An 18,173-nucleotide genomic window follows, 5' to 3' on the forward strand; every position below is an offset into this window, starting at 1 on the left:
GATCCGCGTGGTTGGCACCGCGGCGGGTGACGCGGCCGGACTCAAACTTGTGCGCAGCGTGTTCATGAAGGGGCTCGCCGGCCTGGTCTTCGAGAGCCTCGCGGCCGCCGAGAAGCTCGGTGCGACCGCCGAGGTGCGCGCGCAAATCGCGACCGAGTTCGGACCCGGCGGGGATGCGCTCGTGCAGCGGCTGCTCGACGGCACCCGTCAGCACACCGCACGCCGCGAACGTGAGATGCGGGACGCGCGTGCCTTCCTCGACGACCTGCGCACCCCGACCTGGATGACCGACGGCACGCTCGCGTGGCTCCGCTCCCTCGTCGCGGCGAGTTCCTAGGATGACGGCCATGGGCACTACGACGGCGTCGCGCACCGATCTGACGAAGATCTTGCGTGAGGCGATCGTTTCGGGCGAGTACGCGCCGAACCAACGGCTCATCGAAGCCGACCTGTCGGCGACCTACGGCGCGAGCCGCGCTGCCGTGCGCACGGCGCTCCTCGAACTCGCGGCTGAAGGCATCGTCGACCGGCTGCCGAACCGCGGCTCGCGCGTGCGCGCCATCCCCCTCCCCGAGGCGATCGAAATTCTCGAGGTGCGCATCAGCCTCGAAGGGCTGTGCGCCGCGAAGGCCGCCGAGAACATCACGGATGCCGAGATCACCGAGTTCACCCAGCTACGGGCGGACATCCTCGCGGCCGCACAATCCGACCTGTTCGAGTACTCCCGCCTCAACCAGCTTCTCGACCGCCGGATCCGCGAGATCGCCAACCATCCGACGGCCGTCGCGATCCTTGAGCGCCTGCGCGCGCAGGGGGTGCGGCACCAGTTCCGGCTCGCGTTCTACCCCGGCCGCGCCGCCGTGTCGGCTCCGGAACACGCGGCCATCATCGATGCGATCACCAGCCGCGATCCGGTGCGCGCAGAGGCCGAGACCCGCACGCACCTGGCCAGCGTCATCCAGGCCTTGCGCACGATCGGCTGAGTCCGTCGGTACTCCCGCTTACCGTGGGGTGATGACCGAACCACGGCCGTTCTGCATCCACGTCTCCGACGCCGAGTTGACCGACCTACACGACCGCCTGCGACGCACCCGTTTCGCACCGGACAATCCACGCAGGATGCCGTCGGGAATGACCGAGGGCTACCTGCGTGAGCTCGTCGACTCCTGGATCGCGCTCGACTGGCGGGCGCGAGAGGAGTGGCTGAATGGGCACCCACAGTTTCTCGCTGAGGTCGACGGCACGACCGTGCATTTCGTGCATCGCCGCGCCGATCGTCCCGACGCGCCCACCCTGCTGGTGATGCACGGCTGGCCGCATAGCTTCGCGCTGCAGCTCGACTTCGCCGACCTTTTGCCGGAGTTCAACGTCGTCGTGCCGAGCTTCGCCGGCTTCGCATTCTCTCCGCCCTACCCCGACGGCCCGGTCACCGAGGAGCGTCTCGCGACCACGATGCACCTCTTAATGACCGAGACTCTCGGCTACGCGTCGTACTTCACTTACGGCGAGGACGTCTCGGCCAACGTCAACGACTTGCTCGCGGCCACCCATCCGGAAGCCGTCGACGGCATCCTCGTCACGCACTCGCATTTCGGCACCGACGAGGAGCGCGCGGCCTCCGACGACCCGGCCGCGACAGCCTTCTTCGCCGAGCTCGCAGCCAAACACGGACCCGACGGTGCGTACGGGCATGTGCAGGCGACGAGGCCAGACACCCTCGCGGCATCCCTCATCGACTCCCCGGCGGGCCTACTCGCCTGGATCGCCGAGAAACTCGTGGAGTGGAGCGATGTGCCGTGGTCCGGCCCGCTCGGGCCGCGCGCGGTCGAGCAACGCATATCGCGCGAACGCATTCTGACCGAGGCGATGATTTACTGGGTCACCGGGTCGATCGGTACGTCGTTCCGGCCGTACTACGAGGGAGCCGACCAGCCCGGCCCGATGCCACCGGTCACGGTGCCCGCGTCGGTGCACATCCAGCGGCATGAGGCGGCCTATCCGGAGTCAGTAGCCCGCGGCTACTACCTCGATCTGCGCGCGTTTCAACGACTCGCGGAGGGGGGTCACTTCACGGCGGCTGAGGTGCCGGAAGCGTTGGCGGAACGATTCCGTGCTCTGGTCCTCTCGGTGCGGGGTGGCTGACCCACCCCCGTGAATCAGCGAACCCCGAGCCGGCGCAGGTGGGCGTTCGCGAACCGCGCTTCCGGGTCGAGCCGCTCGAACACGGCACGCGCGTCGGCGAGTCGCGGCACCACGGCGGCCACGGCATCCGCGCTCATCGTGTGCCACTTGCCCCAGTGCGGACGCGCGTCGAACGGAGCGAGCACGGCTTCGATGCGAGGCAACAAAGTCCGCACCGCTTCGGGGTGATTCGCCCAGGTGAAGTGAATCGCGAGCGTGTCGCGCCCATAGGCCCCGCTCAGCCAGAGATCGTCGGCGCGTACGGTACGCAGTTCGCTCACCAGCAGATGCGGGCGGATGTCGTCGGCCAGCTGCCGCACGGCCGTCAGAGCCGCCGCGGCATCCGATCGCGCCACGAAGTACTCGCTCTGGATCTCGTCACCGTTGCTCGGGGTCGCGTCGAGCCGGAAGTGCGGCAGCCGCTCGCACCAGGGACCAGGGACGCCCAGTTGCTCGGTGAGATTCTCAGTCGAGCCGACGAGGGGAGCCGTTTCGGTCTGCAGCTGCGCACCCGAGATACCGCCGAACGCGTCCAGGCGCGACTTGAGCCAGATGTCGCCCACCTCGTCGCCCCAGGTGGTGAACACGCTCACGCTGTATGCCGCGCCGGTGACAGCGTCGGGATCGGCGAGGAAGGTCTCCCACGTCAGGCCCGAGTAGACGTCCTGCCGCATCCGGTAGCTCGGCTCGATGGCAAGAGTGACCCGCACGACGACGCCAAAAGCTCCGAGACCGACGGCGAGCGCCGCAAAGTCGGGGTCGCCGACCCGCACTTCGGCGAGCATCCCGCTCGCGTCGACGTACTCGAGCCGACGGACGGCGGTGGTGAGCACACCGTTGCCGTGCCCGGAGCCGTGTGTGCCCGTCGCAATCGCGCCGCCGATCGAGATGTGGGGCAGCGATCCGAGGTTGTGGAGTGCCCAGCCGCGGTCTTCAAGCCAACGCGCGAGCACGCCGTACCGGGTGCCCGCCCCAACAGTCACCTCCAGACGCGACTCGTCGAGCACCGGGTCGGCCGAGATTCCGGTCACTGTCACGAGCGTGCCGTCGATGTCGGCGAGGTCGTTGAACGAGTGCCGCGTGCCGAGTGCGCGCACTCGACCCCCGGCCGCGACCGCGTCGCGCACGTCGTCGATCGTCAGCGCTTCGACGATCGCGGGGGCGGTGAACACGTGCGTGCCCGCCCAGGTCGCCCCGGCCCCGCCCTCGGCGCTGGTCACCCGGTCTTGGCAGGTCGACGAGCGTTCGACGCGTACACGTCGACGTACTCCTGGCCGCTCAGCCGCTTGATCTCGTGCATGATCTCGTCGGTAATGGCACGCAGCACGAAGCGGTCTTCGGTGAGGCCCGCGTAACGCGAGAAGTCCATCGGCTCGCCGAAGGTCACGATGACCCGACCGCCGAGCTTCGGGAACTTCGCCCCGCGCGGCAAGATCTCGTCGCTGCCCGAGATGGCCACCGGAACGACGGGCACGGGAGTGTCGAGAAGCAGGCGCGCGATCCCGGTGCGACCGCGGTGCAGCCGACCGTCGGGGCTGCGGGTGCCCTCCGGGTAGATGCCGAGCAGCTTCCCCGCACGAAGCACGTGCACCCCGCCGCCGAGTGACGACGCCGACGCGGAGCCCCCGCCGCGATCGATCTCGAGTTGCCCCATCGCGAGCATGAAGCTGCGAACGAACCGCGCCCGTAGCCCTCTGCCCGCGAACAACTGCTCCTTGCCGAGGAAGGCCACGTGGCGTGGGATCGCTCCGGGCACAAACGCCGAGTCGAGCAGCGCGAGATGGTTGCTCGCCATGATCGCCGCGCCTCTCTTCGGGATGTTGTGCACCCCACGCACCTCGAACCGCCAGAGCAGCCGCAAGAGGGGGACCACCACGAGGTTCTTCGCGAGCCAGTAACGCACGACCCTTGCTTATCAGACTCCGACGGTGGCTGACGGCATGATGAGTGGGTGACGCGACGCGGTGTGATCCTCTTTGTCGCTCTGGGAATCGCGTGGGGCATCCCGTACCTGTTCATCAAGGTCGCCGTGAGCGAGCTCGAGCCGCAGATGGTCGTGCTCGCACGGGCCGGGCTGGCCGCCGTTTTGTTGCTGCCCCTCGCCTTCTTTCGACGCGAAATCGGTCCGGTACTGCGGCGGTGGAAGCCCGTGCTCGCCTTCGCCGCAATCGAGATCATCCTGCCGTGGTACTTCCTCAACTCGGCCGAGCAACGCATTCCCTCCTCGACGGCAGGGCTGCTCATCTCGGCCGTGCCGCTCGCGGCCGTCGGCGTCGCGTTCGTGCTCGGCCGCCGGGCGAAGCTCGGCCCGCTCAACTGGCTCGGTATCGTGCTCGGGATGGCCGGTGTCGCGACGCTCGTCGGTTTCGAGATCGGCGGGTCTGACCTGATCGCGGTCGCCGAGATCGCGGTCGTCGTCGTCGGGTACGCCATCGGTCCGGCAATCCTGGCGCGCTGGATCCCCGAGCTGCCGGGGATCGGTGTCACGGCGGTGTCGCTCGCCGTCGCCGCAATCGTCTACGTTCCGTTCGTCGCCGTGACCGGAACGTTCCCCACCGAGTGGCCTTCTCCCGAGGTGGTCGTCGCGATCATCGTGCTCGCCGTGGTCTGTAGTGCGCTCGCCTTCATTCTCATGGTGGCGCTGGTGTCGGAGATCGGACCGTTCCGGGCGACCGCGATCACCTATGTCAACCCGGCGGTGGCGATCCTCGCTGGCGTGATCTTCCTGAGCGAGCCGATCACGGTCTGGACGATCGTGGGCTTCGTGCTCGTTCTGAGCGGCTCCTACCTCGTCACGAAGCGGAGAAAGGAGCCGCTCGAACCTCACTCGTAACGCAGCGACTCCACCGGGTCGGCTTTTGCGGCACGCGCGGCCGGCAGCGTACCGGCCAGGAACGCGACGCCCATCACCACGAGCACGATCACGGCGATCGACACCGGATCGAAGGCGATCACGGTGAGACCCGGAAGGCCGGCGAGGAGCCCGTCGGAGAGCACCGAGCTGATCGCGGTGCCGGTGAGTATTCCGAGAATGACCCCGATCCCGCTACCGAGCAGGCCGATGAATGTCGCCTCGAGGCTGAACAGGCCGAAGACCTTGCCGCTCCCCATCCCCATGGCCTTCATCAGACCGATCTCGCGAGTGCGTTCCTGTACCGACATCAACAGGGTGTTGACGATGCCGAAGCTGGCAGCCAGCAACGCAATCACCGCGAAGGCGTTGAGCACGAGCACGATTCCGTCGATCACGGTGGTGAACGCACCGAGCTGGTCGGCGACAGTCGTGCCGGTATAGCCGGCATCGGCCAGGCGATCCTTCAACGCGGCGATCTGCTCGTCGGTGGCGTCGGGGTCGAACCAGATGCTCGCCTGGGCATGCCGCTCTGAGACGTCGACCGGCAGCCCGATGTTCTGCGTCGCGTAGAGCCCGTCGGTGAGGGCGTCGTTGAGAACGACGCTGGCACCGGTCGCTGAGGCGATGCTCTCCTCGGCGACCCCGACGATCGTCGCCTCGACGAGGTGCTGAGTGCGCTCGGCATCCGTCACGGCGATCATCACGGTCTGGCCAACGGCATCCGCATCGTCAACGAAACCAAGCGGCTCGACATACGACACGGGAAGCACGAGCTCGAACGCATCGGACGCGTCGTCGGGAGCGTCCCCTGCAGCGAGCTGCAGGGTCTGGCCTTCGACCCGGGCGCCGACCCTCACCACATACGGGGTGTCGTCGCCGGCCACGATGTAGTCAGCCGAGATCGACTTCGTCGCCTGCACGTCGAGTACACCGTCGATGTTGGCGAGCGTGTCGATGTCGTCAGGTGTCAGCGCGATAACCGTGCCCAGCCCGATCTGACCGTTGTCGATCGCGTCGGGGTCGTACTCCGCAGGACCGGAGTCTCCCCCGAAAGCCAGGGCGGCAGACTCACTGGCTTTCGTGACGGTCATCACATCGGACGCGCCGATGCCAGCCACGGTGTCGTCGATGTACGCATTGATGCCGGTGCCCATGCCGCTCGTGAGCGTCAAGGTGAACCCGCCGACGAAGATTGCCACCACGGTGAGGGCAGTACGGGTCTTGGCTCGGAAGGTGTTGGCGACCGCGGAGCCGACCAGATCGGGGACTCTCATGCCGCCACCGCCGCAGAATCCTCGACCAGCAGGCCGTCGCGGATGAAGACCCGGCGATCGCAACGCGCCGCCAGGTCATGGTCGTGGGTGACGACGAACAAGGTGATGCCCTTCTCGCGGTTGAGTCCGAACAGGATGTCCTCGACGATCGCTCCGGTCGCGGAGTCGAGGTTTCCGGTGGGCTCGTCGGCGAAGATGATGCGCGGATTGTTGACGAGGGCTCGCGCGATCACCGCACGCTGCTTTTGCCCACCCGACAAGTCGACGGCCCGATTGCGAGCCTTATCGCCGAGCTCGAGCTGTTCGAGCGCAGCCATACCGCGCCGCTTGCGTTCCGCGCGCCCAACGCCAGCGATCTTCAACGGCAGGATGACGTTGTCGAGTACCGAAGCCCGCGGGGTGAGAAAGAACTGCTGGAACACGAACCCGAACGTCTTGTTACGGGTGCGATTCAGCCGGGAGCCGCGCAGCTTGCGGGTGTCGGTTCCTTCGAGCTCGATCGAACCGCTTGAGGGGGCGTCGAGCAGGGCGAGCATGTGCATGAGCGTCGACTTGCCCGAACCGCTCTTGCCGACGATCGCGACACTCTGCCCTTCGGGGATGTCGAAACTCACTCCCTTCAACGCCTCGAATCGGCTCTGTCCGGTGCCGTACGTCTTGTGTACGTTCCGAACCGAGAGGATTGGGGTGTCCATCTTTCTCCTATCTGACGGTCGCGGCTGTCGCGATGTCGTACCCCAGCATTCGAGATCGCAGCGATCGCAGCATCCTCCCTACGGATGCACCCGCCTACTCCGGATGGAGGAAGTCTGGGCGAGGGATGCCTGCACCCACACATCGAAGAGGCCGCCCCGCAGGACGGCCTCTTCGATTCCGCAGCGTGCGACAACGGCCAATAGTGGAGATGGGGGGAATTGAACCCCCGTCCATCGCTGAGAGTCTGCGCCTTCTCCGGGTGCAGTTCGTGAAGACGTTCTCCTCGGCTCCGACCTTTGTCACGAACACCTAGGTCGACGAGCCCAGCTTCAGTGAAAGTCCCGCGTGACCCTGAGGCTCAATCACGCAGCAAGTCCTCTAGATGACGTCAGTAACCGGGGCGAGGACGTACCCGGACTGACGGACTCGGTCTATGCCTTAGGCGGCAAGAGCGAAGTAGGCGCGATTAGCATCGGCACCTGTTTTTTGAGGAGGTCGTTAACGAGATAACCCCTCATCCTCGGCCCGCTTCTCGCAGGTTCGCAGGCGATGTCGAAACCGATCATCCCCATGAACACCCTGTTGAGGGTGGGCCGTTGTCGCACGCTGTGGAGTTGTCAACTGCCCGTAGGCAGCCTCTTAGTCTACGTCGGAATCCATCGAACCACACCCGCTCGCGGCACCCGGGATCTAACTCTCGGAATCTCGCCAGTTCATCGACCTGTCATCGATGAACACCCGCGATTCCGAGAGTTGGGGCGGCGATTCGGCCGTCCTGCGAGGATGAGCGCATGACCGGGACCATCATCACCGTGCAGGGCACCGCGTCGGAGTGGTTCGAGGCGGAGCGCGCAACCATCAACGTGACCGTCTCGCACGACGGTCCGAAGCGCGAACCCGTGTTCGAAGCGACGACGAGCGTCGGTGCGCAGGTCACCGCGGTGCTGAGCGAACTCGAGGGTTCGGCGATCACCCGGTGGTCGAGCGACCGGGTGAGCGTGTGGTCGAACCGGCCGTGGAACAACGACGGCAAGCAGCTCGCACCCGTGTACTACGCCGCGCTGTCGGCATCCGCTCGCTTTCAGGATTTCGACGCGCTGAGCGCCTTCGTCGAACGGTTCGCGACCGTCACCGGTGTCACGATCGCGTCGATCACGTGGGATCTCACCGAGGAACGGCGTCTCGCGGTGACGAGCGACATCCAGTCCCGCGCCGTGCACGACGCGACCGTCAAAGCGACGACCTACGCCCGGGCCGCCGGCCTCTCTGCGGTGACTCCGGTCGCGATCGCCGACCCCGGGATGCTCGGCGACGGCTCGTCGGGTGCTGGTCCGGGGCCGATGGCGCGCGGCGCCGGCAAGATGATGATGGCGATGGATGCCCAGGGCGGAGGTACCCCGTTGACGTTCACGCCCGACCGCATCGAGGTGTCGGCGAGCGTCGACGCCCGGTTCCTCGCGAGCTGACCGCGCGGCGCCTATTCGCCGCGATTCTGGCGAGTCGACATCGCACGCTGCGCTTCGCGCTGATCCTGACGTTCGCGCAGGGCGTGCCGCTTGTCGTACTCGCGCTTGCCCTTTGCGACCGCGATCTCGACCTTCGCGCGACCGTCGAGGAAGTAGATCTGCAGCGGGATGAGGGTGTACCCGCCCTCTTTGGTCTTGTGCGAGATCTTGATGATCTGCGCCTTGTGCAACAGCAGCTTCCGCTTGCGCCGCGGCGGGTGATTCGTCCAGGTGCCTTCCGTGTATTCCGGAATGTGGACGGCGTCCAGCCACGCTTCGTTGCCGTCGATGAAGGCATACCCATCGACGAGCGATGCTCTTCCGGCGCGCAACGACTTCACCTCGGTGCCGGTGAGCACGAGACCGGCCTCGTAGGTGTCTTCAATCGTGTAGTCGTGGCGCGCTTTACGGTTCGTCGCAACGACTTTCTGACCGAGTTCCTTCGGCATCTTGGCTCACCTCCTTCGCGTTCCTTAGCCTGAGCAGCCGCCCAGTCTAACGCGCGCTACGCCTTGAGGTAGCGGCGGATGGCGACGGATGCCGAGAGGGCGGCGAGCACCGCTCCCACTCCCAGTAGCATCGGCGCGACGAGGAGGGCGTCTGTCGTGCCGACGAAGTTGACGGTGGGGAGAGCGTCGGCGAGGTAGCCGCCGACGAAGAACTGGGTGAGCACGACAAGTCCGACGCCGGCGAGCGCGGAGCCGATGAGCGCGGCGACGACCCCTTCGAGAATGAACGGAGTCTCGATGAAGCGGTTGGAGGCGCCGACGAGTCTCATGATCGAGATCTCCCGGCGACGAGAGAACGCCGAGAGTCGAATCGTTGTCGCGACGAGCAGTGCGGCGGCGATCAGCATGAGGGCTGCGATGCCGACGGCACTCAGGCTGAGCGTGTTGATCATCGTGAAAATCGGTTCGAGGAACGCTCGGTCGTCGCTCACCTCGTCGACACCCGGCATGCCGCTGATCTGGTCGATGATGATCTCGGCCTGGTCGGGGTTCACCAGTTTGATGCGGAACGCTTCGGGCAGAATCTCAGGGCTCGCCAGGTCGGCGATGGCGGTGCCTTCGTACTGGTCGAGCACGTTCTGGTAGGCCTGCTCGCGGGTTTCGAACTCGACTCGCTCGATGTAGGGCGCAAGGGTGTCGCCGTTCAGTTCGGCCTCGACGGCATCCGTCTGGCTCTGCGTCGCCGCCTGGTTGGCGCACTCTCCGCCGTCGAAGTCGGTGCAGAGGTAGACGGCCACCTGCGACCGGTCGTACCAGTAGCCCTTCATCTGCGCGATCTGGAACTGCAGCAGGATCGCCGTGCCGACGAAGGTGAGCGAGATGAAGGTCACCAGCACGACCGACACGACCATCGACAGGTTGCGCCGCAGACCCTGCCCGACCTCGCCGAGGATCAGCCCGAGTCTCATCGGTTACCCCGCTGGTCGTCGGGGGCTGTGGGCCACTGGAAGCCGGGCGGCGGTCCGCTTCCCGGCTCCGGGATGACGGCGCCCCTCGCCGGGGTGACCGAGACGGGGACGGATGCCGGCGTCGCCTCGGGCTCGGCGGGCTCGGGCTCATCGCCGAAGTCGGGCTCCTCGAACAGCGGTGCCTGGGGCTGGAAGTCGGGTTGAGGGTCGGGCACCGCGGCGGCGAGGTCGTCAAACGACGGCTCGGGTCGCGTGGGCTTCTGGATCGGCATCGACTGGGTCTGGTACCCGCCCTGGCGCTCGTCGCGAACGATCTGGCCGCCGATCAGCTCGATCACCCGACGCTTCATCTTGTCGACGATGCCAGCGTCGTGGGTAGCCATGAGAACGGTCGTGCCGTTCGCGTTGATCGTCGACAGCAGGGTCATGATGCCCGCACTCGTCGCGGGGTCGAGGTTTCCGGTCGGCTCGTCGGCGAGGAGGATCGCGGGCTTGTTGACGACCGCGCGGGCGATCGCGACTCGCTGTTGTTCACCGCCGGAGAGTTCGTGCGGGTACCGGTTCTGCTTTCCACCGAGCCCGACCATCTTGAGCACGTCGGGCACGGCCTCCTGGATGAAGCCCTTGCTCTTGCCGATCACCTGAAGCGTGAACGCGACGTTGTCGAACACCGTCTTGTTCGGCAGCAGCCGGAAATCCTGGAAGACGACACCGAGGCTGCGCCGAAAGTAGGGCACCTTGCCGCTGGAGATCGCCCCGAGGTCCTGCCCGAGGACGAAGATCTTGCCTTTCGTCGGCCGGTCTTCTTTGAGTACGAGACGCAGAAACGACGACTTGCCCGAACCCGAGGCGCCGACGAGGAACACGAACTCCCCCTTGAGCACCTCGAGGGTTACGCCGTTGAGCGCAGGGCGGGAGGTACCGGGGTAGGTCTTGGTGACGCCGTCGAACAGGATCATGACCGGTCCAGGCTAAGTCGACATGTCCCCGCTGCCCGGCGCGACACTCCCCGGCGCGGGAGCCTCAGGCCAGGGTGCGCTCGAGGGCGGCCGCCATGTGCCGATGCCCGACCGCTTCGAAACCGACGATCGTGACCACCGGCGAGAGCATGACGACGATGAGGCTCCAGCCGAGCGTGAGTCCGTTCGCGGCGAGGAACACCGCGAGCCCGAGCACGGCGAGCGTTCCGACGAACAACGCGGCGTGGAACAGGTCGAACCCGCGGACGAGGAAGCTGTAGAGCACGATGAAGGTGAGCGTTCCGACCGCCACCGGGATGGCGGTTGCCAGCACCGCTCCGACCACGCCGATCGTCGCCTCGCCCTCGACGACGTACGCCGCGACGTGCATCCCCGCCCCCACGGCGGCGATCGCGGCGAGCAGTGGGATGTGCCCGTAGCCCCAGGCAAAGGATCGCTCGCGATGCCGTTCGAGCACCTCGGCCGACGGGAGGATGAAGTAGTTCCACCACAGCCCGAAGGTGAGGCCAGTACCCGCCACGGCGACGAGTACCGCCTCCGAGCTCCAGCCGACCTTGCTCACGAGGGCGCTGACCGCGGCGATGGTGCCGAGGATCCCTTCGCCGAGGGTGATGATGACCAGCAGGCCGTAGCGTTCAGCGATGTGGTGCGGATGCCACGGCGTGCCGCCTGCTCGACGTTCGGCGAGCACCGGGGCGACGAGTTCGATTCCGTACAGAATCACGAGCAACGGTGTGACCCCTGCAAGCGACAGGCCGAGGAACAGCGTCGACGTCCAGCCGACCTGCGCGATCGTGATGGTGAACGCGTAGGCGACGGCGATCCGGCGATGCTTCGGGTCCTGGATGGCGACGCGGATCCACTGCGCGAGCATCGCCACCCGCATGACGACATACCCCGCGACGACGACGGTGTTGTTGAGCTGTTCCCCGCGGTCGATCGACTCGAAGACATCAGGGATTCCGAGGGCGAGCACGAGGACGCCCGTCATCTGAACCATCGTCGTGACGCGGTAGAACCAGTCGTCGGTGTCGTAAGCCGACGCGAACCAGGAGAAGTTGATCCAGGCCCAGATCACGGCGAACACGACGAAGGCGAACGCCACGATCGCCGAGCCGACGTGGCCTTCGGCGATCAGGTGGGCGGTCTCGCGGCCGGCCTGCGCGAACGCCACGACGAGGGTGAGGTCGAACAACAGCTCGAGTGGGGTCGCCGACCGGTGGCTCTCATTCGGGCTCCGCCCGACCATCCGGCGCAGGCGATGCTGGGTCCCTCTGCCGAGAGTCTCGTTGTTGACCTCAGGTGCCGCGTTCACTCGACCAGGCTAAACCGCGGCTTCCCGCGGGCGACGCAGCTGGATCAGGAGCCCCAGAGCTGCGAGCGCCACGATGAGCACGGTCCAGCCGATGATCACCGGGAGCAGGCCGAGCGGTGCGATCAGCTGCCCGGCGACGACCACGGGCACGCCGAGCGCAAGATAGGCCGCGACGTAAACGGCGGCAAAGGTGCCCGCCCTCTGGTGCTCGGGAGCGAGCGGTGTGAGGCCCCGGAAGATCGCGCCGAACGCTGCGCCGAATGCCAGCGACTCGACGGCGCCGCCGATCCAGACGAGCGCAATGCTCTGCACCACGACCCCGAGCACGACGAGGGCGACGCCCACCACGAGGCCGGCAGCGCCGCCGCGCAGGGCGGTGCCGACGGCGACTCTGCCGAAGACGAGGCTGCCGATGCACACCCCGAAGGCGTGGATTGCTGCCGTGAACCCGTCGAGCAACCCGCTCTCGAGGCGCAGCAGCTGGTGGACGACTGTCGGCGCGAGCCCGAGGAAGAGCGAGCCCGTCGCCCAGGCAGCGATCAGGATCGGCAGCATCCGCACGAAGAACGAACGGGCCTCGACGGGCACGACGACCTGGGGCACGAGCGACCGAAACACACCGGGAATGCGCGTCGTCGTCTCGGGAGCGAAGAGGGTGATGAGCACGCCGACGAGCAGCAGAACTCCGACGGCAGCGAAGAGGGTCTCGTCGGCATCCAGATCCCACAGTTCGATCGCGACCCCGCCGAGGAGCGCGCCCAGCCCGAGGCCGCCGACCGGCGCGGCGGCTGCGATGACCGGGCCGACCCGGGTGCCGGGCCTCGCGAGCTCCACGAGCGCCGCCGTGTAGGCCGCTGTCACGACACCGACGGCCACGCCCTGCACAGCACGTGCGGCGATCACCCACTCGATCGACGCCGCGAGCATGAACATCACGATCGAGACGAGGGCCAACAGCAGCGATGCGAGGATGACGGGTTTGCGTCCGAGGTAGTCGGAGAGCGAGCCACCGACGAGCAGCGCCGCGAGAAAGGTGAACGCGTAGGCGGCGAAGGCGAGCGCGACGAGCGAGTCGGGGAAGCCCCACTCGTGTTGCCACCCAATGAGCAACGGGGTGGGAGCGCCACTCGCGATGTAGAGCGACACGAGCGTCGCGGTGAAGCCGACGAACGCGACCGGGCGGGAAAGCGTGGCTAGTCCTCGACCCGCGACTTGCGCCAGCGGATGCCCGCCGCGATGAACCCGTCGAGGTCACCGTCGAAGACCACGGCCGGGTTTCCCACCTCGTGGCCGGTGCGCAGATCCTTCACGAGCTGTTGCCCGTACAGGAAGTAGGAGCGCATCTGGTCGCCCCAGGATGCGGTGATGGTGCCTGCGAGTTCTTTCTTCTTCGCCGCCTCCTCTTCGCGCTGCAGCAGCATCAGGCGGGTCTGCAGCACCCGCATCGCGACGGCGCGGTTCTGAATCTGCGACTTCTCGTTCTGCATCGACACGACGATTCCGGTCGGGATGTGCGTGATGCGCACTGCCGAGTCGGTGGTGTTGACGCTCTGCCCGCCGGGTCCGGAGGAGCGGAAGACATCCACTCGGATGTCGCCTTCGGGGACCTCGACGGCTTGCGCCTCCTCCATCACCGGGATGACTTCGACGGCGGCGAAACTCGTCTGGCGCTTGTCGGCGGAGCCGAATGGGCTGATGCGCGCGAGCCGGTGGGTGCCGGCTTCGACGCTCAGCGTGCCGAACGCGTAGGGAGCATCGACCTCGAAGGTCGCCGACTTGATGCCAGCCCCTTCGGCGTAGGAGGTGTCGAGCACTTTGACGGGGTATTTGTGGCGCTCCGCCCACCGCAGGTACATGCGCATGAGCATTTCGGCGAAGTCGGTGGCGTCGTCCCCGCCCGCACCAGAGCGGATCGTGACGACCGCTCCCCGGTCGTCGTATTCGCCGTCGAGCAGAATCTGCACCTCGAACTCGCCGAGGGTCTTCGTCAGTGCGGCGAGTTCGGCGCGGGACTCCTGCGCGCTCAGCTCGTCGTCGCCCTCGATCGCCATCTCGACGAGCACCTCGAGGTCGTCGAGACGACGCTCGATACCGATGATTCGAGCGAGTTCGGTCTGTCGGTGGCTGAGCGCGCTGGTGACTTTCTGCGCGGCATCCGGGTCGTCCCAGAGGTCTTGCGCACCGGCCTTCTCGCTCAGATCGGCGATCTCGGCTTCGAGCCGCTCCACTCCGATGACGCTTCGGATGTCGTTGAACGTGCTGCGGAGTGCGGCGATCTCTGCGCCGAGGTCGAGCTCGATCATGGCGTCCTCCAGCCTAGGCGTATCGTGAACGGCGATGGTTCCCCCCGATCGCCCCTTCCGCTGGCGATCGGTCGCCGTCGTCGTGTTCCTGCCGTCGATCGTGTTCTCGATGGGGCAATTCGCGATCATCCCCGTCATTCCGGCACTCGCGCAGGATCTGGGCACCGATCTCGGCGGTGCCGCGCTCATCGCCTCGATGCTCGTCGTCGGTCAGCTGATGGGCGACATCCCGAGTGGAGCGCTCGTCGCCCGCATCGGCGAACGCCGGGCGATGATCGCGGCGACCGGGCTCGCGCTGCTCGGCGTCGTCGCGATGTTGGTCGCGCCGCATCCCGCAGTGCTGGGTCTCGGGGTGCTGCTGCTCGGCATCGCCGGTGCATCGTTCGGCCTCGCCCGCCACGCCTTCATGACGAGTTTCGTGCCGCTGCGCTCTCGGGCGCGCGCACTCGCGACCCTCGGGGGAAGTATCCGCCTCGGCGCCGTGGCGGGTCCGTTGGCCGGGGCGGCGCTTCTCACGGTGACCGGCGAACCCGCGAGTGTCGTCATCCTGCTGGCGGTCTGCTGTTTCGCCGCCGCGGCCGTACTGCTCGTCCTGCGCGACCCGGTGGCGGTCGTGTCGCGCGGGCCGCACACTGCCGGCGAAGACGAGGTTCGCGCGGAAGCCGTCGGCCTGTGGGCCACCCTCGCGGCGCAGCGGAAGGTGTTGCTCACCCTCGGTGTCGGTTCGGCGATCCTCTCCGGCCTGCGGCAGGTGCGCCAGGTCGTGCTGCCGGTGTGGGCGATCAGCATCGGACTCGACGAGGCGACCACCTCACTCGTGATCGGAGTCGCCGCGGCCGTTGACTTCTCGCTGTTCTTTCTCGGCGGCTGGATCATGGACCGCTTCGGTCGGCTGTGGGCCATCCTGCCCTGCGCCCTCGGTCTCTCCGTCGGACTCATCGCGCTCGCGTTCACCCACGACCTCGACGCCCGGATCGGCTGGTATATCGGCATCGCGCTGTTCCTGTCGCTCGCGAACGGGCTCGGCGCCGGCATCCTGATGACCCTCGGCGCCGACCTCGCCGACCGCCGCAACCCCGCCCCGTTCCTCGGCGCCTGGCGGTTCACCACCGACCTCGGCGGCGCGGGTGCACCGATCCTGGTGACCGCGCTCACGGCGGTATTCAGCCTGTCCATCGGCGTGTTCGTACTCGGCGTCGTGGGGTTGTTCGGGGCGCTGATCATGCGCGTCTCCATCCCGCGTTACGTGTCCGCGCGTCCCAGCCAGGGCACGGAGTAGCAGAGAATATTCGGGTGTCTGTCAGCCCCCTCGCTCCGAGCCCGTATGCCGTGCTCGGCGTTACGCAGAGCGCCACCGATGCCGACCTGCGGCGCGCGTATCGGCTGAAACTTCGAGAGACCCACCCCGACACCGGGGGCCACGCAACCCGTTTCGATCTCGTGCAGCGCGCCTGGGAGCAGGTGGGCACGCCCGAGGCACGGGCCGCGTACGACTCCGGGGCCGCGTGGGACGGCCACCGCGACGACTCCCCCGCTCGACCGTGGGCGCCGTCCGAGCCTTCCCCGCGCGCCGACTCGTCACGTCCGCGCGCGCGAACCCACGGGCATCCCGGCGGGTGGTGGCGCGAGCAGTACCTCGACCTCCTGCAGGAGTGGGTCGGGCGCGGGGCCACGATCCCGAACCCCTACGACCCGACGCTCGTGCGGTCGGCACCTCTCGAGGTGCGGCACCTGCTCGCGTCGGCGATCGCCGAGGAAGACACTGCGGTCGTGCTCGCCGATCTCGGAATCGGCTTCACCGTCTGGAATGACGTGCAATCCGACCCGACGCGAGGTGGAGCCGGAAAGATCGACCACATCGTTCTCGGGCCGAGCGGCCTGTGGGGAATCCAGAGTGAAGACTGGGGGGATGGCGTCTCGACCCGGCGCGGAGAACTGATCGGCCCCGGCATCCATCCCGATGAGCGGCCCATGCACGAACTGGCGAGCCGGGCTCGCAGATTCGAACGACTCGCGAAGGTCAGATTCACAGGCCTGGCGATCGTGATCCCCGACGACATGAGCCCCGAGGGCGTCGTCACCCTCGGCTCGGTGCGGGGCGCGACGACGTTCCTCGTGCAGCGCACCCGCCTCGCTCATCTGATCGGGACCCGCCCGGCCGGCCCGGCTTTCGGCGGAACCGACCTCTTCGAGGTGCGTACGCGCGTGCAGAGCGCGGCGCGCTTCGTCTAGCTAGTCGGCCCGTGGCACGGGGGCGACTGGAGATCGCTAGACGAGTGCCTTCTTGCGCTGGCGAGCGCGCTCCGAAGACTGCCGAATGAGCTCGAACCCCTGCTCCCAGTTCGGCGTCGCACCACCGGCGGCATGCAGTGCCGTTCGCACGATCGAAACGGCAAACTCCACCGCTTTCACCGGATCTTCGATGTCGAGAACGTCGAAGGTAAAGGTGTATCGAGCCTTCGAGGTGTCCGCTGAGAGATCTTGGTCCGCGATTCCCTGGCACTCGTAGAGCGCATTCGCGATGGAATCGAAGCGCTCCTCCACGACCTGCGCGGACATGCCAAGGCCTTCTACGGTGATTTCCACCCTGAAGCCCATGGTCACTCCCTTCCCTGCCAGCACTCTACGCGCTGGAACCAACCCCTGAGCTGGCGTGCGTACAAGGGGTTTGACGGCGTGAGGTGAACCGTCTTCAAGTGCGCGCCGCACGGACACCTCCCTGTGAAATAGGTCTTGCCTTTGACGAAATGCCAGCCGTTACGCTCGGAGAGCTGGATGATCGCTTCGAGTTCGCGAACGCCGTGCTTCGGTCGCTTCTCGGGTCCGGATTTCCTCGCGGTGGGCACCTTTGGCCTAACCGAAGACCGCGCGGGCGGTTGCTGTCGTCTCGATCCGCACACCCTCGGGAAAGAACACCGTCACGATCGGCGGGCGCCACACCGCCGAGAGGGTGACGGTCGCCGTCTCGCCGTCGCGGGTCGTCGCTTGTTCGAGCACGAGCTGCTCGAAGCCGCCGTTCGGGGTCGCGGCGAGGAACGCCGCGACGTCGCGATGCACGTCGGCGGAATGCAGCACCGCTTCAGGGCTCCCCGACGCGACCGACACGTCGGCGAGGTCGAACGCCTCCGCCCCGACGAGCGCTGCACCGTCGGCGAGGGTGAAGAGCTGTTTGCGTTCCAGATAGAGAGAGGATGTTGCCGCGGCCACGAGCACGAGGGCAAGCGCGAGCGCCCCGAAACCAGCGACAAGCGGGAGAGTTGAACCCTCCTCGTCGCGCCACCTTCGCGTGCTCATGAGCCAGCGAACCGCGACACCTGCTCGGTCGCGACCGAGTCGATCGGCACGCCGGGCGGGATGTCGGCCTCGAGCACCGCTGGGAAGAACGGCAGCGGCGCGACCGTTGCGATCGTCACGGTGACGAAGCCGCGGCGCGTGAGACAGTCGGCGGGGTTCGGCCGACAGGTGATCGCAACCCGTGCGTCAGCGGGATCGAGCCCGTAGTCGGCGAGCGTCACGGCGATGGCACGCGATGCCGCAGCCTGCCCCTGCGCGATCGTTTCAGCCTGCACGAACACCCGCGACGCCTGGCGGGCCGCACCTTCGACCGCGAACGACGCACTCTGGATCGAGGCGAGCGCAAGCACCAGA

The 18,173-nt window shown here is 67.1% G+C and carries 20 protein-coding genes and 1 other RNA gene; 7 read left to right on the plus strand and 14 right to left on the minus strand.

Going from position 1 to position 18,173, the window contains the following annotated elements; translation table 11 throughout:
- From RMO30_RS06410 to RMO30_RS06420, 3 genes are all read left to right on the plus strand, one after another.
- Positions 1–337, plus strand: a 337-nt coding sequence (locus RMO30_RS06410) for a DUF1932 domain-containing protein (protein ID WP_309710969.1), incomplete at its 5' end; no start/stop codon positions are given.
- Positions 338–347: 10 nt separating this feature from the next.
- Positions 348–983, plus strand: coding sequence for a GntR family transcriptional regulator (locus RMO30_RS06415; RefSeq protein ID WP_309710972.1), 636 nt, complete (start codon positions 348–350; stop codon positions 981–983).
- A 31-nt stretch (positions 984–1,014) separates the two neighbouring features.
- Positions 1,015–2,142 carry an epoxide hydrolase gene (locus tag RMO30_RS06420; RefSeq protein ID WP_309710973.1) on the plus strand — a complete coding sequence of 376 codons (1,128 nt, stop codon included), beginning with the start codon at positions 1,015–1,017 and terminating at the stop codon, positions 2,140–2,142.
- Positions 2,143–2,156: 14 nt separating this feature from the next.
- Here the strand turns inward: RMO30_RS06420 and RMO30_RS06425 are convergent, their stop codons facing one another.
- Positions 2,157–3,401, minus strand: a complete 1,245-nt coding sequence (locus RMO30_RS06425; protein WP_309710975.1) for a D-arabinono-1,4-lactone oxidase — start codon at positions 3,399–3,401, stop codon at positions 2,157–2,159.
- Positions 3,398–4,084, minus strand: coding sequence for a lysophospholipid acyltransferase family protein (locus RMO30_RS06430; RefSeq protein WP_309710977.1), 687 nt, complete (start codon positions 4,082–4,084; stop codon positions 3,398–3,400). Before RMO30_RS06430 ends, RMO30_RS06425 begins: the two co-directional genes overlap by 4 nt.
- A 48-nt stretch (positions 4,085–4,132) precedes the next feature.
- Between RMO30_RS06430 and RMO30_RS06435 the strand changes: the two genes are divergently transcribed.
- Complete coding sequence (locus RMO30_RS06435; protein WP_309710980.1) at positions 4,133–5,014, plus strand: EamA family transporter; 882 nt, start codon at positions 4,133–4,135, stop codon at positions 5,012–5,014.
- Here the strand turns inward: RMO30_RS06435 and RMO30_RS06440 are convergent.
- From RMO30_RS06440 to ssrA, 3 genes are all read right to left on the minus strand, one after another.
- Positions 5,005–6,309, minus strand: coding sequence for an FtsX-like permease family protein (locus RMO30_RS06440; RefSeq protein ID WP_309710982.1), 1,305 nt, complete (start codon positions 6,307–6,309; stop codon positions 5,005–5,007). The genes RMO30_RS06435 and RMO30_RS06440 overlap by 10 nt on opposite strands.
- Entirely contained in the window at positions 6,306–7,004 is a 699-nt protein-coding gene (locus tag RMO30_RS06445) for an ABC transporter ATP-binding protein (RefSeq protein ID WP_309710985.1), read from the minus strand. The genes RMO30_RS06440 and RMO30_RS06445 overlap by 4 nt, the downstream gene beginning before the upstream one ends.
- 201 nt (positions 7,005–7,205) lie before the next feature.
- Positions 7,206–7,575: a transfer-messenger RNA gene (ssrA, locus tag RMO30_RS06450) on the minus strand.
- A gap of 221 nt (positions 7,576–7,796) precedes the next feature.
- On the opposite strand from ssrA, the gene RMO30_RS06455 reads away from it, so the two are divergent.
- On the plus strand, positions 7,797–8,471 hold the full coding sequence (locus tag RMO30_RS06455) for an SIMPL domain-containing protein (RefSeq protein WP_309710988.1): 675 nt from the start codon (positions 7,797–7,799) through the stop codon (positions 8,469–8,471).
- Positions 8,472–8,482: 11 nt separating this feature from the next.
- Here RMO30_RS06455 and smpB read toward each other — a convergent pair whose 3' ends face one another.
- The 6 genes from smpB to prfB form a co-directional block, all read right to left on the minus strand.
- On the minus strand, positions 8,483–8,959 hold the full coding sequence (smpB, locus tag RMO30_RS06460) for an SsrA-binding protein SmpB (RefSeq protein ID WP_309710991.1): 477 nt from the start codon (positions 8,957–8,959) through the stop codon (positions 8,483–8,485).
- A 56-nt stretch (positions 8,960–9,015) separates the two neighbouring features.
- A complete protein-coding gene (gene ftsX / locus RMO30_RS06465; protein WP_309710994.1) occupies positions 9,016–9,927 on the minus strand; it encodes a permease-like cell division protein FtsX in 912 nt (303 codons plus the stop codon).
- Positions 9,924–10,886 carry a cell division ATP-binding protein FtsE gene (gene ftsE / locus RMO30_RS06470; protein ID WP_309710997.1) on the minus strand — a complete coding sequence of 321 codons (963 nt, stop codon included), beginning with the start codon at positions 10,884–10,886 and terminating at the stop codon, positions 9,924–9,926. The genes ftsX and ftsE overlap by 4 nt, the downstream gene beginning before the upstream one ends.
- 64 nt (positions 10,887–10,950) lie before the next feature.
- Positions 10,951–12,222 (minus strand): low temperature requirement protein A, encoded by a 1,272-nt coding sequence (locus RMO30_RS06475; RefSeq protein ID WP_309711000.1) that lies wholly within the window; start codon positions 12,220–12,222, stop codon positions 10,951–10,953.
- Positions 12,223–12,231: 9 nt separating this feature from the next.
- A complete protein-coding gene (locus RMO30_RS06480; RefSeq protein ID WP_309711003.1) occupies positions 12,232–13,368 on the minus strand; it encodes an MFS transporter in 1,137 nt (378 codons plus the stop codon).
- Positions 13,369–13,415: 47 nt separating this feature from the next.
- Positions 13,416–14,525 carry a peptide chain release factor 2 gene (gene prfB, locus RMO30_RS06485; RefSeq protein WP_309711006.1) on the minus strand — a complete coding sequence of 370 codons (1,110 nt, stop codon included), beginning with the start codon at positions 14,523–14,525 and terminating at the stop codon, positions 13,416–13,418.
- A 34-nt stretch (positions 14,526–14,559) separates the two neighbouring features.
- Here prfB and RMO30_RS06490 point away from each other — a divergent pair, with 34 nt between their 5' ends.
- Positions 14,560–15,804: an MFS transporter gene (locus tag RMO30_RS06490; protein WP_309711009.1), complete on the plus strand. Its 1,245-nt coding sequence runs from the start codon at positions 14,560–14,562 to the stop codon at positions 15,802–15,804.
- A 14-nt stretch (positions 15,805–15,818) separates the two neighbouring features.
- On the plus strand, positions 15,819–16,757 hold the full coding sequence (locus RMO30_RS06495) for a DnaJ domain-containing protein (RefSeq protein WP_309711011.1): 939 nt from the start codon (positions 15,819–15,821) through the stop codon (positions 16,755–16,757).
- Between the two features lie 36 nt (positions 16,758–16,793).
- Here the strand turns inward: RMO30_RS06495 and RMO30_RS06500 are convergent, their stop codons facing one another.
- The 3 genes from RMO30_RS06500 to RMO30_RS06510 all read right to left on the minus strand — a co-directional run.
- Complete coding sequence (locus RMO30_RS06500; protein ID WP_309711013.1) at positions 16,794–17,129, minus strand: hypothetical protein; 336 nt, start codon at positions 17,127–17,129, stop codon at positions 16,794–16,796.
- Between the two features lie 249 nt (positions 17,130–17,378).
- On the minus strand, positions 17,379–17,819 hold the full coding sequence (locus RMO30_RS06505; RefSeq protein WP_309711016.1) for a pilus assembly protein TadG-related protein: 441 nt from the start codon (positions 17,817–17,819) through the stop codon (positions 17,379–17,381).
- On the minus strand, positions 17,816–18,173 hold a 358-nt coding region (locus RMO30_RS06510; protein ID WP_309711018.1), incomplete at its 5' end, for a hypothetical protein. The genes RMO30_RS06505 and RMO30_RS06510, both read right to left, overlap by 4 nt.

It is taken from the genome of Pseudolysinimonas sp. (genome assembly GCF_031389465.1).
Lineage (GTDB): Bacteria > Actinomycetota > Actinomycetes > Actinomycetales > Microbacteriaceae > Pseudolysinimonas_A.

Excerpts from the sequence above, each read along its gene's own strand:
- smpB (WP_309710991.1), bottom strand. The coding sequence starts at position 8,959 with ATGCCGAAGGAACTCGGTCAGAAAGTCGTTGCGACGAACCGTAAAGCG.
- RMO30_RS06490 (WP_309711009.1), top strand. The coding sequence starts at position 14,560 with ATGGTTCCCCCCGATCGCCCCTTCCGCTGGCGATCGGTCGCCGTCGTC.
- ftsE (WP_309710997.1), bottom strand. The coding sequence starts at position 10,886 with ATGATCCTGTTCGACGGCGTCACCAAGACCTACCCCGGTACCTCCCGC.
- RMO30_RS06505 (WP_309711016.1), bottom strand. The coding sequence starts at position 17,819 with ATGAGCACGCGAAGGTGGCGCGACGAGGAGGGTTCAACTCTCCCGCTT.
- RMO30_RS06415 (WP_309710972.1), top strand. The coding sequence starts at position 348 with ATGGGCACTACGACGGCGTCGCGCACCGATCTGACGAAGATCTTGCGT.
- RMO30_RS06420 (WP_309710973.1), top strand. The coding sequence starts at position 1,015 with ATGACCGAACCACGGCCGTTCTGCATCCACGTCTCCGACGCCGAGTTG.
- ftsX (WP_309710994.1), bottom strand. The coding sequence starts at position 9,927 with ATGAGACTCGGGCTGATCCTCGGCGAGGTCGGGCAGGGTCTGCGGCGC.
- RMO30_RS06440 (WP_309710982.1), bottom strand. The coding sequence starts at position 6,309 with ATGAGAGTCCCCGATCTGGTCGGCTCCGCGGTCGCCAACACCTTCCGA.
- RMO30_RS06445 (WP_309710985.1), bottom strand. The coding sequence starts at position 7,004 with ATGGACACCCCAATCCTCTCGGTTCGGAACGTACACAAGACGTACGGC.
- prfB (WP_309711006.1), bottom strand. The coding sequence starts at position 14,525 with ATGATCGAGCTCGACCTCGGCGCAGAGATCGCCGCACTCCGCAGCACG.
- RMO30_RS06455 (WP_309710988.1), top strand. The coding sequence starts at position 7,797 with ATGACCGGGACCATCATCACCGTGCAGGGCACCGCGTCGGAGTGGTTC.